Annotated in this window: 17 protein-coding genes and 2 pseudogenes; 11 read left to right on the top strand and 8 right to left on the bottom strand. The window is 69.4% G+C overall.

Annotation, left to right across the window (positions count from 1 at the left end):
• Positions 1–57: 57 nt before the first annotated feature.
• On the bottom strand, positions 58–627 hold the full coding sequence (locus DKM19_RS43720; protein ID WP_110704468.1) for a dihydrofolate reductase family protein: 570 nt from the start codon (positions 625–627) through the stop codon (positions 58–60).
• A 316-nt stretch (positions 628–943) separates the two neighbouring features.
• On the opposite strand from DKM19_RS43720, the gene bla reads away from it, so the two are divergent.
• Positions 944–1954 (top strand): class A beta-lactamase, encoded by a 1011-nt coding sequence (gene bla / locus DKM19_RS43715; protein WP_110704466.1) that lies wholly within the window; start codon positions 944–946, stop codon positions 1952–1954.
• Positions 1955–2143: 189 nt separating this feature from the next.
• Here bla and DKM19_RS43710 read toward each other — a convergent pair whose 3' ends face one another.
• Positions 2144–3286 (bottom strand): ROK family transcriptional regulator, encoded by a 1143-nt coding sequence (locus DKM19_RS43710; RefSeq protein ID WP_239513915.1) that lies wholly within the window; start codon positions 3284–3286, stop codon positions 2144–2146.
• Between the two features lie 139 nt (positions 3287–3425).
• Here DKM19_RS43710 and DKM19_RS43705 point away from each other — a divergent pair, with 139 nt between their 5' ends.
• The 5 genes from DKM19_RS43705 (at position 3426) to DKM19_RS43680 (ending at position 7818) form a co-directional block, all read left to right on the top strand.
• Positions 3426–4346: a glutamate ABC transporter substrate-binding protein gene (locus DKM19_RS43705; RefSeq protein ID WP_110706403.1), complete on the top strand. Its 921-nt coding sequence runs from the start codon at positions 3426–3428 to the stop codon at positions 4344–4346.
• Positions 4346–4990 carry an amino acid ABC transporter permease gene (locus DKM19_RS43700; RefSeq protein ID WP_110704462.1) on the top strand — a complete coding sequence of 215 codons (645 nt, stop codon included), beginning with the start codon at positions 4346–4348 and terminating at the stop codon, positions 4988–4990. Before DKM19_RS43705 ends, DKM19_RS43700 begins: the two co-directional genes overlap by 1 nt.
• 146 nt (positions 4991–5136) lie before the next feature.
• Entirely contained in the window at positions 5137–5961 is an 825-nt protein-coding gene (locus DKM19_RS43695; RefSeq protein WP_110704460.1) for an amino acid ABC transporter permease, read from the top strand.
• Positions 5962–6151: 190 nt separating this feature from the next.
• Positions 6152–7075 carry an asparaginase gene (locus tag DKM19_RS43685; RefSeq protein ID WP_110704456.1) on the top strand — a complete coding sequence of 308 codons (924 nt, stop codon included), beginning with the start codon at positions 6152–6154 and terminating at the stop codon, positions 7073–7075.
• Complete coding sequence (locus DKM19_RS43680; protein WP_110704454.1) at positions 7072–7818, top strand: copper homeostasis protein CutC; 747 nt, start codon at positions 7072–7074, stop codon at positions 7816–7818. Before DKM19_RS43685 ends, DKM19_RS43680 begins: the two co-directional genes overlap by 4 nt.
• A 98-nt stretch (positions 7819–7916) precedes the next feature.
• On the opposite strand, the gene DKM19_RS43675 is transcribed toward DKM19_RS43680, so the two are convergent.
• The 6 genes and pseudogenes from DKM19_RS43675 to DKM19_RS43655 form a co-directional block, all read right to left on the bottom strand.
• Positions 7917–9152 (bottom strand): hypothetical protein, encoded by a 1236-nt coding sequence (locus DKM19_RS43675; protein WP_110704452.1) that lies wholly within the window; start codon positions 9150–9152, stop codon positions 7917–7919.
• Positions 9149–9649, bottom strand: a complete 501-nt coding sequence (locus DKM19_RS43670) for a SigE family RNA polymerase sigma factor (RefSeq protein WP_110704450.1) — start codon at positions 9647–9649, stop codon at positions 9149–9151. The genes DKM19_RS43675 and DKM19_RS43670 overlap by 4 nt, the downstream gene beginning before the upstream one ends.
• 201 nt (positions 9650–9850) lie before the next feature.
• A complete protein-coding gene (locus DKM19_RS43665; protein WP_369990745.1) occupies positions 9851–10276 on the bottom strand; it encodes an N-acetyltransferase family protein in 426 nt (141 codons plus the stop codon).
• 81 nt (positions 10277–10357) lie between these two features.
• Positions 10358–10756: pseudogene (locus DKM19_RS51345) on the bottom strand (arsenate reductase ArsC); the annotation flags it as partial.
• Positions 10749–10892, bottom strand: a pseudogene (locus DKM19_RS43660) (arsenical-resistance protein); the annotation flags it as partial. The pseudogenes DKM19_RS51345 and DKM19_RS43660, both read right to left, overlap by 8 nt.
• Positions 10893–11029: 137 nt before the next feature.
• A complete protein-coding gene (locus tag DKM19_RS43655) occupies positions 11030–11398 on the bottom strand; it encodes a metalloregulator ArsR/SmtB family transcription factor (RefSeq protein WP_239513914.1) in 369 nt (122 codons plus the stop codon).
• Positions 11399–11481: 83 nt separating this feature from the next.
• Between DKM19_RS43655 and DKM19_RS43650 the strand changes: the two genes are divergently transcribed.
• The 5 genes from DKM19_RS43650 to DKM19_RS50285 all read left to right on the top strand — a co-directional run bounded on the left by DKM19_RS43650 (position 11482) and on the right by DKM19_RS50285 (position 15442).
• On the top strand, positions 11482–11979 hold the full coding sequence (locus DKM19_RS43650) for an ArsI/CadI family heavy metal resistance metalloenzyme (RefSeq protein WP_110704448.1): 498 nt from the start codon (positions 11482–11484) through the stop codon (positions 11977–11979).
• A complete protein-coding gene (locus DKM19_RS53170; protein ID WP_110704446.1) occupies positions 11961–12233 on the top strand; it encodes a pentapeptide repeat-containing protein in 273 nt (90 codons plus the stop codon). The genes DKM19_RS43650 and DKM19_RS53170 overlap by 19 nt, the downstream gene beginning before the upstream one ends.
• 61 nt (positions 12234–12294) lie before the next feature.
• Entirely contained in the window at positions 12295–13119 is an 825-nt protein-coding gene (locus DKM19_RS43640; protein ID WP_110704444.1) for a helix-turn-helix domain-containing protein, read from the top strand.
• A gap of 225 nt (positions 13120–13344) precedes the next feature.
• Positions 13345–14913, top strand: a complete 1569-nt coding sequence (locus DKM19_RS52675; protein WP_255415476.1) for a HAMP domain-containing sensor histidine kinase — start codon at positions 13345–13347, stop codon at positions 14911–14913.
• Between the two features lie 52 nt (positions 14914–14965).
• Positions 14966–15442: an ATP-binding protein gene (locus tag DKM19_RS50285; RefSeq protein WP_162642209.1), complete on the top strand. Its 477-nt coding sequence runs from the start codon at positions 14966–14968 to the stop codon at positions 15440–15442.
• Positions 15443–15456: the final 14 nt, after the last annotated feature.

Here is a 15456-nt window from a genome sequence, read left to right as displayed (position 1 = left end):
CTCGCCGTTCCACCGTTCCCACCGGGAGCGGCTGATCCCGCGCGTGGGCCCCGAGGATTAACCCTGCGCGGCGGTACGCCGGTGCCGGAGCATCACGACCTGGGAGTCGAACATCCGCGACTCGACGAGTTCGAGGCCGACCCGATGGCTCTGCTCCTGGAAGACCGGCTTGCCGCCGCCCAGGATCACGGGGTGGACGAAGATCCGGTATTCGTCGATCACTCCGTGCTCCGTGAGGTGGGCGGCCAGCGCGGAACCGCCGAACATCAGCAGCGTGACGCCGGACTCCTTGAGCGCGGTCAGCTCCTCGACGACGTTCTCGCCGATCACCCGGGTGTTCCAGTCGGCCTTCTCCAGCGTGCGGGAGACCACGACCTTGGACGCCTCGCGCCAGATCGGGGCGTAGGCCAGGGTGTGTTCGTGCGTCGAGTACTGCTCGGCCTTCGGCCAGAAGTTCGACATCATGTCCCACACCACGCGCCCGTAGAGAAACACCTTGTCGCCGCCGGACAGCTCCTGCGAGTAGGCGGACAGTTCCGGCTCCATCCGTGGCCAGTCGAACTCGCCGTTCGGTCCCTCGATGAAACCGTCGAGGGACTGGTGTACGAAGTGGATGAGCTTGCCCATGATGGCGTCCCGTCTCCGTGTATCTCTCGCACTCTCGAAGCGCGCTGTCACCTGAGAGTCGGAGCCGTCGCCGGGTCCTCGACATCCAGTGACGGCTTTCCTCGAAAGTTTTTCGACTCCTCATCCCGGCACGACGAGCGGCGGGAGGCACCGGCGGAACATCCCGCCGGCGGCATGGCGCACGCCGGACGGGAGACGGCGTGAACTGCGATCATAAGTAAATCGGTATCAATGTCTGACTGATATCGATATTGGACATCGATGAAGCCGGTCTGGTTTGCTCTCCCCTTCTGCTGGTCGAGAGCAAGGACATGGAATGCGACATCCCCACGCTCGCCGTCTCCCCTCGGCGCTGAAAGCGACCGCGCTGGCGATCTCCCTCCTGGTGGGCGGTGCCGCCTGCGGGACGGACACCGCCTCGGCCGCAGGTCCTGCGACCCCGCGGACCGGGACGGCCGGGGCCGGGATGGAGAGCGGTCAGGCGGCCCCCGACGCGCTCCGGACGCCGGCGCCCGGCGAGGCCGAGGCCCGTCGGCGGTTGCGCGCGCTGGAGGCGTCCTTCAAGGGCCGCATCGGTGCGTACGCCCTTGATACGGCCACCGGAAAGACGGTCACCTACCGGTCGGGCGAACGCTTCCCGCTGCTGTCCACCTTCAAGGCGTCGGCGGCCGCCGCGGTGCTGCACAAGGCCCGCACGTCGGATCCGGGGCTGATGGACAGGGTCATCCACTGGAAGCAGAGCGAGGTGAAGGCGAACTCGCCGGTCACCGAGAAGCACGTGAAGGACGGGCTGAGCGTCGCTCGGCTGTGCGAGGCCGCCATCACCCAGAGCGACAACACCGCGGGCAACATGCTGCTGAGGCAGATCGGCGGACCGGCGGGTCTGACCAGGTATTTCCGCTCGCTGAAGGACCCGGTCTCCCGCCTGGACCGCTGGGAGACCGAGCTCAACGAGTGGACCCCCAAGGCGAAGCGGGACACCACCACCCCCGCGGCCATGGGCCAGAACCTGCGCGGGCTCGCGACCGGCACCGTGCTCAACGCGAAGGACCGCGCGCGGCTGAACGGCTGGCTACGCGCGAACAAGACCGGTGACGAGCGGATCCGCGCCGGACTGCCCACGACCTGGACCATCGGCGACAAGACCGGCACCACCACGTCCTACGGGGCGGCGAACGACATCGCCGTCGTCTGGCCCGGCAAGGGCGCCGCGCCGCTGATCATGACCATTTACACCAACCGCCGGGCCGCCGGCGCCCTGAACGACAACAAGGTCATCGCCGATACCGCCGCCATCCTCGCGCGCGGCCTCGGCAAGCTCTCCTAGGGCTCGGCACAGCACGCGTCCGGCTCGGTACGGCGTTCGGGAGCTGAGCCCGGAACCGATCGGTGCCCGAGCCTCAGCCCGGTACGGCGTTCAGGGCCCGGTGTCCGCGTCTCCGCTTGGTAGAGAGTTCAGGGGCCCGATCTCCGCCTCTCAGTTCGGTACGGCGTCCAGGGGTTCGGCGCCCGCGTCTCAGCTCAGTACGGTGTCCAGGAGCAGTGACCCGGCGCCCAGCAGCGCCGCGTCCGGGCCCGAGCGCGTGACGGCGATCTCCAGGTCGCGGGTCGCCAGGGGCAGGCAGCGTTCGTAGACGGCGGCGCGGATCGACGAGATCAGCGGCTCGGCGGTGGACAGGCTGCCGCCGACCACGATGGCGTCGGGGTTGAGGAAGTTGACCAGGACGGTGAGCACCTCGCCGATCAGGCGTCCCGCGTTTCTGATCAGGGCGGTGGCCTCGGGCACCCCGTCGTCGACGAGGGCGACAAGATCGGCGGGCCGCCGTACGGCGATGCCCTGCTCGGCCAGGGCGCCCATCAGGGCGGCGCCGCTCGCGTAGGCCTCCAGGCAGTCGGGGTGGCCGCAGGAGCACATGACGGAGGAGTCGGTCCTGACCCGGACGTGGCTGATGTCGCCGGCCGCGCCGCGCCCCCGGTGCAGGCGGCCGTTGACGATCACACCGCATCCGATGCCGCTGCCGGCCTTCAGAACCATGAGGTTGTCGCAGCCGGGCCACGCGCGGGCCTCGCCGACGGCCAGGAGATTGGCGTCGTTCTCGACGAGGACCGGCAGGCCGTAGCGCGCGTCGAGATACTCGGCGACGGGGAAGTTGTTCCAGCCGGGCATGCGCGAGGGGGACACCACACGACCGCTGGCGGGGTCCACGGGACCGGGGATGCCGGTGCCGACCCCGCGCAGGGGGGCGCCGGACGGGCCGTGGGCCAGCAGCAGCTCGTCGAACGAGGCCGCCATCCAGTCAAGGGTCGCCTCGGGGCCCAGCGCTATGTCGCAGGGGCGTTCCTCGACGACCAGCGGGGTGCCGCTGAGGTCGAGCAGGCCCAGACGGGCGTGGTGCGCCCCGAGATCGGCCACCGCGAGCACCCCGGCGGTGGAGCTGACCTGCAGCCGCCGTGGCCGCCGCCCGCCCCGCGAGGTGCCCGACCCCTCCTCGACGAGCAGGCCGGTGTCGATCAGCTCCTCGACCCGCAGGGACACGCTCGACGCCGCCAGGCCGGACAGGCGGGCCAGCTCGGCGCGCGACTCGGCGTGGCCGTTGGCGACGAGGCGCAGAAGATCGCCCTGCGCCCCCCGCACGGGCAGCCTCTCTTTGCCTGACATGGACAAGAGGAATACCACGTCTGTACTTACTACGGCAATCCGTTGACTTCCACCGGAATCATCCGTTACCTTCCGATTTGTCTTCGATTTCGAAGGAAGATGCAATGACTCAGGCTGATCACAAAGGATGGTGGGCCCGATGGTGTCCCTGAAGCGGATGGCCGCTGTCGCCGCCGTGTCGATGATCGGCCTCTCGGCCTGCGCTGGCACGGACTCGGCCGGCCCGGCGGTGCCGGGCGCGACCAAGGGCGGTAGTGACCTGCTCGCCGCCGCGCCGGTGGCGGCTGCGGCCGACATCCTGCCCGGCTCCACGATGGAGAAGATCAAGCAGCGCGGCGAGCTGATCGTCGGCGGGTCGCTCGACGCTCCGCTGCTGTCGCAGCAGAACCCGGTGACCGGCGAGATCGAGGGATTCGACGCCGACATGGGCAAGGCGCTCGCCAAGTACATCATCGGCGAGCCCAAGGTGAAGATGGTCAACGCGGCGTCGGAGACCCGTGAGGCGCTGCTGAGCAACGGCACCGTGGACGTCGTCCTCCAGACCTACACGATCACGCCGGAGCGGGCCGAGCAGGTCGCCTTCGCCGGGCCGTACTACTCCTCGGGCCTGACCATCGCGGTCAAGAAGGGCGCGACGGGGATCGCCAAGCCGGAGGACCTGAACGGCAAGACCGTCATCGCCGGAGCCAACACCCCGGCCATCCCGGCGATCAAGAAACTTGCGCCGCAGGCGAAGATCGTGACGTTCGGCAGCGACCCCGAGTGCATGCAGGCGCTCAAGCAGGACCGCGGCGTCGCCTACGTCCAGGACGAGACGCTCCTCATCGCCAACGCCCAGAAGGACCCGTCGGTCCAGATCATCGGCTCGCCGTTCACGAGCGACCCGTACGGCATCGGCCTCAAGCACGGCGACGATCAGTTCAAGAAGTTCGTCAACGACTGGCTGCTGAAGATCCAGGCCGACGGCCTCTGGCAGAAGACCTGGAAGAACTCCCTCGGCACGGTCGTGCAGGGCGAGGCTCCCACCCCGCCGCAGATCGGATCGGTTCCGGGTTCCTGATGTCCGCCTTCCTGGATCACCTTCCCGAGTTCTGGGAGGGGCTGATCGTGACCCTCCAGCTGATCGCGGCGTCGTTCGTCGGCGCCGTGGTCGTGGGGGTCGCGATCACCGCCATGCGGGTCAGCCCGGTCGGTGTTCTGCGCGGGATCGGTACGGCCTACGTGGAGACCTTCCAGAACCTGCCCCTCCTCGTGCTTCTCGTGCTGGCGGTCTTCGGCCTGCCGGAGATCGGGATCAAGGCGAGCCTGCTCGTGACGGCCGTCGTGGTCATCGCGCTCTACGAGGCCGCCTACATCGCCGAGGCGCTGCGGTCCGGCGTCAACGCGATCGCGGTGGGGCAGGGCGAGGCGGCACGCGCGCTCGGCCTGACCTTCGGCCAGTCCCTGCGCCACGTGGTCCTGCCGCAGGCGCTGCGCACGGTGATCCAGCCGATGGGCAACATCTTCATCGCGCTGGCGATGAACACCGCGCTGGCCGGCGCGGTCGGCGTGGTCGACCTGACCGCGGCCGCGAACCGGGTGAACCTCATGGAGGCCCAGCCCATTCCGATCTTCATTGGGGCGGGCCTGGCCTACGCGCTGATCGCCGCCTGCGCCGGGTTCGTCACCGGGCGGCTCGAACGACGGCTGGTGATGATCCGATGAGCTTCGAACGATGGTCGGTGGCGGTCCGATGAGCTTCGAACGGCAGCCGGTCATGAGCCTCGAACAATGGCCGGTGAGGGCCCGATGAGCCGCGAACGACGGCGGGTGAGGCCGATGAGCCGCGAACGACGGCGGGTGAGGGCGCGATGAGCAGCCTGCTCTTCGACGAGCCGGGCCCGCGTGCCCGACGCAGGATCCGGATCGCGACCGTGGTGGGGGCGGTCGCGATCCTCGGCCTGCTGGCGCTGGCCGTACGCCAGTTCGCGGCCAACGGCCAGCTCGACGCCGACCGCTGGCAGCCGTACGCGACGTGGCCGATGTGGCGCTACCTGCTGAACGGGCTCTGGTCCACCGCGCTGGCGGCCGTCGTCTCGGCCGCGCTCTCGATGGCGGCGGGGCTGATGCTGGCCCTCGGACGGCTGTCGCGGCGCCGGTGGGTGCGCCTGCCCGCCGCCACGTACGTGGAGGTCGTGCGGACCATCCCGGCGTTGCTGCTGGTCTACCTCGTGCTGTTCGCGCTGCCCAGGTACGGACTGGATCTGCCGCTGTTCTGGAAGCTCGTGGTGCCGCTGTCGGTCTCGAACGCCGCGGCCTTCGCGGAGATCTTCCGAGCCGGGATCGGATCCATCGAGCGCGGTCAGAGCGAGGCCGGCCTCGCGGTCGGCCTCACCTACGGCCGGACGATGCGGCTGATCGTGCTGCCGCAGGCGGCCCGCAGGGTGCTGCCCTCGATCGTCAGCCAGTCGGTCGGACTGCTGAAGGACACCTCGCTCGGCTTTGTGGTCAGCTACGCCGAGCTGCTGTACAGCGGCAAGGTCCTGGCGACCTACAACGGCCTGCTCATCCAGACCTACATCATCGTCGCGCTGACCTACCTGGTGGTCAACGCGTCCCTGTCCAAACTCGCCCGCGTCCTCGAAGCGCGCACCCCGCAAGCCCGCCGGCCGCGAAGGAGCCTCATCCGTGCCTGAACCCGTCCCGCCATCTTCCGGACCTGTCCCACGTGCCGATGGAGGTTCTGGATTCGTCTCGGCCGCTGACGGGCGTTCCGGACTCGTCTCGCTCGTCGAAGGGCCTTCCGGATTCGTTCCGCTCGCCGATGGGAGCTCCGGCCTCGTCTCGCCTGCCGGGGGAGATCCCGGGTTCGTCCCGCTCGCCGAGGTGGTGCGCTCCGGGTTCGTCGAGAGCGTGCACTTCGGCAGCGCCGTCGGCCTCGCGCCCGACGGCACTACGGTCGTCGCCCGGGGCCGGGTCGGCGCGCCGGTGCTGCCGCGCTCGTCGGCCAAGCCGTTCCAGGCACTCGGGTGCCTGCTGTCCGGAGCCGATCTGCACGGCCCGCGCCTGGCGATCGCCGCGGGCAGCCACACGGGTGAGGACTTCCACGTACGGCTGGTCGCCGAGATGCTCGGCGAGGCCGGGCTCGGGTTCGACGCCCTCGGCTGCCCCGTGGACTGGCCGGAGGACGAGGCCACCCGGCACGGACTGATCCGAAACGGCCTGCCGGCCTCGCGCGAGCGGATGAACTGCTCGGGCAAGCACGCCGCGATGCTCACCGCGTCCGTGGCCTCCGGCTGGGCCGTCGACTCCTATCTCGACGCCGCTCACCCCGTGCAGCGCCGGATCCAGGCCGTGGTCGAGGAGTTGTCGGGGGAGAAGACGGCCCACGTCGCGATCGACGGGTGCGGCGCGCCGCTCTTCGGGCTGTCGCTGACCGGGCTGGCGCGGGCCGTACAGGGGCTGGTCCGTGCCGAGCCCGGATCGGCGCCGCGGGCCGTCGCCGACGCGATGCGTGAATATCCCGAGTACGTCGGCGGGACCGGTCACGTGAACACCTCCCTGATGCGGGCGCTGCCGGGGGCGCTGGCGAAGGGCGGAGCCGAGGGCGTGCTCGTCGTCGCGCTCGCCACGGGGCACGCGGCGGCGGTCAAGGTCATCGACGGGAGTCCCCGGGCCACGACCGCGATCGCGCTGGCCGTACTCCGGGCCGCGGGGGGCGACGTCGCGGCGGCGGCCGGGTTCACGACCGTTCCGGTGCTGGGCGGGGGCCTCCCGGTCGGCGAGATCCATGTTCTGGAGGAAAAATGAGTCTCACCTACGAGATCTGCATCGACAGCACGGCGGGGGCGCTGGCGGCCGAGCAGGCGGGGGCGCACCGGGTCGAGCTGTGCTCGGCGCTCTTCGAGGGTGGTCTCACCCCGACCCTCGGCACCGTCGAGGCGACCCTCGCCGCGGTCACGGCGATCCGCGTTCACGCGATCATCCGCCCTCGCGGCGGTGACTTCATCTACGACGAGTACGAGGTCGCGGCCATGGAGCGTGACATCGCCACCATCAGGGACGCGGGCGCGCAGGGCGTGGTGATCGGGGTGCTGACGCCGTCGGGCGAGGTGGACGTCGAGGTGGCCAAGCGGCTCATCGGCGCGGCAGGGGGACTCTCGATCACCTTCCACCGGGCCTTCGACATGACCGCCGACCCGTTCGCCGCCCTGGAGACGCTCGTCTCGCTCGGCGTCGACCGGGTGCTCACCTCCGGCCAGGACATCACGGCGTTCGAGGGCGCGCCGCTGATCGCCTCCCTGGTCGAGCGGGCACAGGACCGCATCGTCATCATGCCCGGGGGCGGGATCACCCCCCGCAACGTCGGCCGCGTGGTCGAGGCGACGGGGGTCAAGGAGATCCACTTCGCGGCCCTGGTGGACGCGCCCAGCCCCGCCGTCCACCGCAACCCCCACCCGTTCATGGGCGGCGAGCTGCGCCAGCCCGAGTACGCCCGCCTGGTCACCTCGCCGGGACTGGTCTCCGAGGTGATCGCCGCCTCCGGCGCCTGAGGGCCGCCACGCGGCGCGCCCTGCCCGCGCGGTGCTCACCGCGCGGGCAGGTGGAAGTCCGGGACCTCAGGTGTGTGTGGCTGTGTCAGGACACTCGCTCACCGAATCTTCGCGAGGTCGATGACCACGTGTTCGTCCTTGATCGGGTAGGACACCAGGCGGCTGTCGCCTATGCCGAGCTGCACAACGATGGACTGACCCTTGGCACCGGGAGGGGACAGGCCCAGGTCGCCGGACTCTCCGGTGACCAGGTCGATCAGGTATTGGCCTCCCCGCGGCACGGGCGAGAACACGGTTTGGAAACGGTCGGCGGCCAGCCCCCGAAATGCGGAACCGGGCAGATCTCGTTCCTGCGAGCCGTCACGCAGCCGGTAGAAGGACGGGCTTCCTGGCCTCTCGCCGACGCAGGTCGTCACGCCGCAGCGTACGTTCTGCTCGCCCGGCCGGACGACCGCCTTGCTCGTCTCGCCGGTCTCGACGTTGAGCAGGTCCTCGAAGCTCGTCTCATGGTTCTGTGCGTACTCACCCGGCGTGCCCACCCAGGGCCAGCGCAGGATGTGATGTCTGTCGGCGCCCGCGACAGGCTCCACCGTCCCGCCCCCGAGGGGGATCGTGAAGACACCGCCTTCGAAGAGGGAGAAGGCCAGTTTGTCGCCGACCACGGTGAGGTGTTCGCCGACACCCTTGACCGGGCCTGCCGTGTTGATGACCGTGGGCTGCCCGCCTGTGATCGGGACCGACCAGAACTCCGTGACCCCGTTGCCGTCGACCTCGTCGACCGTCTGCCAGACGATCCGACCGGCGCCCGCCGTGTAACCGGAGGAGAAGACCCCCTTCGGCGTGCGGATATCGGCGATCTTGCGAACCTGGCCGCTGTCCAGGTCGTAGGCGTAGATCGCGTCGGCCTTCTCGAAGCTCCCCCAGGTCTCCAGCAGCAGAGTGCGGTCGTCGATGAAGATCCGCGGCTGGTACTTGCGGATTCCGGGTAGCTTGGCCGGGATCTTCCAGACCGCCTGCGGCCAGACCTTCTCGATGGGCTCGGGAGTCACGAACGCCTGCTTGCCGGAAGGGGACGGCGTCGCGGTCACGGAGCTCGGAGCCTGGGTCGGATTCACGACCGGAGGGGCGGGGTCGTCGCCGGCGCCGCGTACCGTCACCACGGCCCCGCTCGCCACCACCGCGACCGCGAGGGCCGCGACCAGGGTCTGCACGCGTGTCCTGCGTCGGATGGAGTGGGTCATGACCTGCGAGGACAGGTTGCTCGGTGCTTGCGGCGCGCGCTGTGAGGCATGACCGAGAGTCCGGCGAAGGACGTCTTCCAGGTCGTCGTTCATAGGGCGCTCCCGTTGGCGGCTGTGGGGTGCGGTACGGCGGAGCGGAGCTTGTTCAGGCCGAGCGAGGCATGACTGCGGACGGTCCCACGGGAGATGCCGAGGACGCCGGAGATCTCCGCGTCGGTCAGTTGCTCGTAGTAGCGCAGGACGAGTACGGCCCGCTGCTTGCGGGGCAGGCCTTCGAGCGCCTGCCAGAGCCCCTGCTCCACTTCGGAGGGCAGCACGTCCAGATGTAGTCCTTCCGGCAGCTCCCAGGTGAGCCGCTCGCGGCGGCGCAGCCGCCAGACGCCGATGTGCAACCGAGCCATGATCATCCTGGTGTAGCTCTCCGGATCCTGCTTGCGGCGTACTCGCGACCACGCCCGGTGCAGCCGGATCAGGGCCTCCTGGGTGAGGTCGGCCGCATCATGGGGGTTGCCGCTGAGCACGTAGCCGTAACGCAGCAGCGCGTCGGCCCGCTCGGCGACGAAGTCCGCGAAGCGGGGGTCGTCATCCAATTACCTTCGCCTTTCCTCGGTCCGTCACAACCCAGACGAACTCGGGGACGAAAGTGTTGAATCCCGGTACGGCAGAGTTCAGCCGACCACGGCTCCGTGTCGTGAGCGGGAGTGCACAAGCCGGCCAGGGCTCCGTGTCGTGAGCGGGAGTGCACAGCCGGCCACGGCTCCGCGCCACGGGCGAGAGCGCGCGCGAGGGGATCAGGAGACCACCGGGCTGCGGCGCTCGACGAGGACGACGTCGCGCCAGACGCCGTGGTGGCGGCCGATGCGCATCCGGGTGCCGATCACGCGGAACCCGGCGCGCCGGTGGAGGGCGAGGCTGGCGGTGTTCTCGGGGAAGATCCCGGACTGGATCGTCCAGATGCCCGCCGCCTCGGTGGAGGCGATCAGGGCCCGCAGGAGGGCGAGGCCCACCCCGCGCCCCTGGGCGTCGGGGTGGACGTAGACGGAGTGTTCGACGACACCGGCGTAGGCGCACCGGTCCGAGACCGGGACCGCAGCACTCCAGCCCAGGACCCGCCCGTCGGTGTCGAGGGCGACATGCCGGTGGCCGGGCAGCTTGGCCGCGTCGAACTCCTCCCAGCCGGGGGCGGTGGTCTCGAAGGTCGCCTGCCCTCCGTCGATCCCGAGCTGGTAGATCGTCAGGACCTGCTCGGCATGCTCGGGACCCAGCGGGATGACGCGGATGCCGGCGGGGCCGTCCGCGGGGGCGATCTCGGCGATCAGGGCGCGGACGCGGGCCTCGATCTCGTCGCGGATCGGACGGACGGCCTCGATGCCCTGTCCGGCGGGGTCGGGGAGCTGCCAGTCCAGGTAACGCTTGCCGGGAAAGATCGGGCAGGCGTCGCCGCAGCCCATGGTGATGACCACGTCACAGGATCGCACGGCCTCGACGGTGAGGATCTTGGGGACCTCGGCGGAGATGTCGACGCCGACCTCCTCCATGGCCGCCGCGACGGCAGGGTTCACCGCATCGGCGGGGGCGGATCCGGCCGAACGCACCTGGACGCGGCCCGCGGCGAGGTGGCTGAGGAAGGCGGCGGCCATCTGGGATCGGCCGGCGTTGTGGACGCACACGAACAACACGGAGGGCAGATCAGACACGAGCGGTTCCTTCGATGACGGCGGCCGTCCGAGCGGCCGGGACCGGGGAGCCGGGGAAAAGACGTCGGGCGGCGAGGGCGACGTAGACCAGACCGACCAGGACCGGAACCGCGATCAGGGGCCCGACCACCCCGGCCGGGATCCACATCGGGAGCCCCCGGTCCAGCCGGGGCAGGCGGCCCACGACAGGTCCGGCCGGGATCGCCGTGCTCTCGGCCGGACCTGTCGTGGGTCCTGCCAAGGGTTCGGTCGGGATCACGGTGATCTCGGAGGTCACGCCCCGGCCTCCGCGGTGTTCAGCAGCACCGACAGCCGCTCCAGCGCCGGGGGGAGCACCCGGTAGTAGACCCAGGTCCCGCGACGCTCGGAATCGATCAGCCCGGCCTGCTTCAGCACCTTCAGATGGTGCGAGATCGTCGGCTGGGAGACGTCGAAAGGCCCGGTCAGATCACAGACGCACGCCTCGCCACCGGCATGCGAGGCGATCAGGGACAGCAGGCGCAGGCGGACCGGGTCGGCCAGGGCCTTGAACGTCGCCGCGAGCTCGGTGGCCCCGGCCTCGTCCAGGGGCTCGCGCACGAGTGGCGAGCAGCACGCGACCGGCGTGGTCAGGTCGATGACCGGCGGCTTCTTGATAGACACATATCTATATTGACGACTATCGATACAGATGGCAAGCTCGCCAATACATAGACAGTCATCGATTCAGCCTGTTGGGAGCCACCGTGTCCCGTGCTCAGCTCGCCCTTCGCGTCGCCGACCTTGAGGGGTCGATCGCCTTCTACTCCAAGCTGTTCGGCGTCGAACCGGCCAAGCGCCGTGAGGGATACGCCAACTTCGCCATCGCCGAGCCCCCGCTCAAGCTCGTCCTGATCGAGGGGGAGCCCGGAGAGCGGACCCGTCTGGATCATCTCGGCGTTGAGGTGGAATCCACGGAGGAGGTCGCCGCCGCCGCCAACCGGCTCATGGAGGCGGGCCTGGCCACCTTCGAGGAGAACGACACCTCCTGCTGCTACGCCCTGCAGGACAAGGTCTGGGTCCACGGACCCGGCGGGGAGCCGTGGGAGGTCTACGTCGTCAAGGCCGACGCCGGCACCCTCGGCAGAAGCACCGCCGTCGCAGCCGGGGGCGACGCCTGCTGCGGTACCGTCGATGAGCGGCCCGCCGACTCCGCTCGGAGCGTTGAGCAGGCCAAGGCCGCCGGATGCGCCTGCGGCGGTTAGATCTGAGGCACCCGGACTTTCAGGGTTCCTCGGGAGGAGAACTCGCCGGCGCCCGCCTCGGCGGCGCCCGCCTCGGCGGCGCCCGCCTCGGCGGCGCCCGCCTCGGCGGCGCCCGCCTCGGCGGCGCTCGCCACGCCAGACCGGACGCGCGATGGCACACGACGGCGAGCGCGCGCCCGTCCCGGACGGTTCCCGCCCGTCGCGAGCGTGGGAGCCGGACGGGGCGCGTGACCAGGGATGTTTCCCGACAGTGAGAGTCGCTCCTGGGTGTATTGCGTCCTCCCTACCAGCAAGTTTCCGACATACGTTGATGAAATGGACAGTGAGAATCTCCTCGGTGAATTCCTGAGCGCCCGGCGCGAGGCCACCACCCCCGCGCAGGTAGGGCTGCTGCATTCCGGTCCCCGGTCGATGCCGGGACTGTGGCAGGAAGAGGTGGCGATGCTGGCCGGGGTCAGCACCGACTACTACATCCGTCTGGAGCGCGGGTGCGAGCGCCATCCGTCCCAGCGGGTGCTCGGTGCCCTGGTACGGGTCCTGGGTCTCGGCCCCGACGCCGCGACACACCTGTGCGAACTCGCTCAGCCGCGTCCACGGCAGTGCGAAACGACCGGCCGGGGGGAGCGGGTCAGCCCTGACCTGCTGCGCCTGATGTCCAGCTGGCCGTACACCCCGGCGCTCGTGTTCAACCGCTGGATGGACGTACTGGCCACGAACCCGCTGGCCGCCGTCCTCTACGACGGTCTGGAATATGCGGACAACCTGGTCCGGCTGGTCTTCCTGGATCCCGCCGCGCACGAGTTCTACCGGAACTGGGAGGCCGTCGCCCGCTGCAGGGTGGCCCATCTGCGGGCCGCCGCGGGAGCGGACCCCGACGATCCGTACCTGGTCGAGCTGGTCGGTGAGCTCTCGTCCAGGAGCGCGGACTTCCGCCGGCTGTGGGCTCGCCATGACCTCGGCAAGATCAACATGGACCGGCATTTCCACCACCGCGAGGTGGGCGATCTGATCCTCAACTGGGAGCTGTTCAACGTCAACAGCGCTCCCGGCCAGCAACTGCTCATCTTTCAGGCCGAGCAGGCCAGTCCATCCGAGTATGCCCTGGCCCTGCTGGGCAGCCTCGCGGTCACGACGGTATGACGTCGCCCCGCGCACCGCGATCTCTCGATCCCGGGCTGTCTCTCGGCAGACATCCCGGGCCGTCTCTCGGCGGACATTGGCGTTGTACGCCTTCCGCTCCGATTCGGCGCCCGCGTGATGGATATGCGTGAGGCGCCTGAGCCCTGTCGGGCCTCTGCGGCGTGACGACCCGGTCGTGAGTAGGTACGGATCCTGGAAGGAGACATGGTGAGGTTGATATCGCGTGTGCGTGCGATCCTGCGCCTGCGTTCGATCCAGGGGCGGTACACCACGGCGGCGATGGCGTTGTTGCTGGTGGTGCTGGTCGTGGTGGGGGTGAGCTGCGATCTGGTGATCCGCTATCGCATCGAAGACGATGTGTTCAAAAACGCCGAGCGGGTGGCCAGTCAGTGGAGCGCGGCGGTGCGCACGAACACCGCGCCGGCGATGCTGTCGGCTTCGGGCGAGGTGGATCTGGTGCAGCTGGTCGACGCCCGCGGGACGGTGGTGCAGGCGAGCCGGCACGCGACCGGGCGCGCGCCGTTGAGCACGGTACGGCCGCCGTCCAACGACCGTTTCCAGCGGTTGCACGATAACGGGTTGTTGTTGATGGCGATTCGGGTCTCGCCGGCTCCGGATGCGCCGGTGATTTATGCGGGTAGTGCGGAGCCGCGGTTGTTGGGTGGGCATTATCTGGAGTTGTTCTTGGCGGTGGCGGCGTTGGTGTTGCTGGGTTTGGCGGGGTGGTTGACGTGGTGGGTGGTGGGTCGGACGTTGCGGCCGGTGGCGGCGATTCGGGCGCGGATGGCGGAGATCACCGGCAGTGATGTGAGTCTGCGGGTGCCGGTGCCGGCGGGTGAGGATGAGTTCGCGTTGCTGGCGCGGACGGCGAATCAGAGTTTGGAGCGGTTGCAGGAGGCGGTGGAGCAGCAGCGGCAGTTCGCCTCGACGACCTCGCATGAGTTGCGGACTCCGATCGCGGGGTTGCGGATGCAGTTGGAGGAGGCGTTGCTGTATCCCGATGAGGTGGATGCGGCCGACAGTTTGCGGGGGGCGTTGTCGGCGACGGGTCGGTTGGAGGCGATTGTCAATGATCTGTTGTTGCTGGCGCGGTTGCGGGTGGCGGAGCCGGCGGCGCGGGAGTTGATTGATCTGGGCAAGTTGGTGACCGAGGAGGCGATGCAGGTTTCGCAGAGTGCGGGGGTGGCGGTGTATGTGCATGCGGCGTCGGGGGTGTGGGTGTCGGGTTCGCAGATCCGGTTGATTCGGGTGGTGGGTAATTTGCTGAGTAATGCTCGCCGGCATGCGGCTGCCAGTGTGGAGGTGTCGGTGGAGGCGGTGGATGGCCGGGCGGTGTTGGCGGTGGTCGATGACGGGGCGGGGGTGGCGCCGGCTGATCGTGAGCGGGTGTTCGAGCGGTTTACCCGCCTTGCTGATGGGCGGCGTCGGGATGCGGGGGGTAGTGGTCTGGGGTTGGCGATTTCCCGGGATATCGCTGAGGCGCATCGGGGGAGTTTGCGGATCGAGGACTCACCGCGGGGGGCTCGTTTTGTGTTGCGTCTGCCGTTGTTGCATGCTCAGAGCGGGGTCGAGGGTCCGGCATCGATCGATGGCTACGGATCCACACCCACCGACCACGCCGACCGCACCCACCCCCCACCGGCCGGAGCGAGCGACGCCGAACCTCCGGGAACAACCGGCCCCAAAACGACGAACACAAGTTACCTTCACCTGCCGGAAACCCACGGTCTGGTGGGGGCCTGGTCAGGTTGGGACGGGACCGATCCCAGGCTTTCATGGAACCCCACCGATTGACGTGCATGGACGAATGGGAGCTACCAGGTCAGCCACCTCTGGGGACGAGCCGATGAATCTGGAGACAATCAGGGAGATATTTCTGCCCGGCAATCCCGAGTCCCCTTCGCAGGCGCGCGATGAGGTCCGCAAATGGCTGGGCGAGAATCATCCGGCCTACGAGAACGCGCGGCTGGTCGTGTCCGAGCTGGTGACCAATGCCGTACAGCACTCCCGGCACGGAGCCGCCGGATTCGAGGCCGGTGACCCGCTGCTCCTACGGCTGGTGACGTGTGGCGGGCTGCTGCGTATCGAGGTTGTGGACGCGGGCCTGGGCGCCGGCGAACCCCGTGCCCGAGCGGACCCGGCGCCCTCCCTCGCGGAGAGCGGGCGGGGACTGGCGATCGTCGGCGTGCTCTCGGACGGGAACTGGGGACACAGCTCAAACGGGCCGGAACCCGGCCGGACCGTCTGGTGCGAGCTTCCCGCGGATCCACAGCCCTCAGACGAGCACCTCACCGGGGCGTCCGCTCCGCCGGTCTCCAGGTGATCATCTTTCCGGAT

The sequence above is a fragment of the Streptosporangium sp. 'caverna' genome (assembly GCF_003203775.1).
In the GTDB taxonomy this organism is placed as follows: domain Bacteria; phylum Actinomycetota; class Actinomycetes; order Streptosporangiales; family Streptosporangiaceae; genus Streptosporangium; species Streptosporangium subroseum.
Note: the sequence above shows the minus strand (reverse complement) of the source record. Positions and strands in the feature narration are given on the sequence as shown.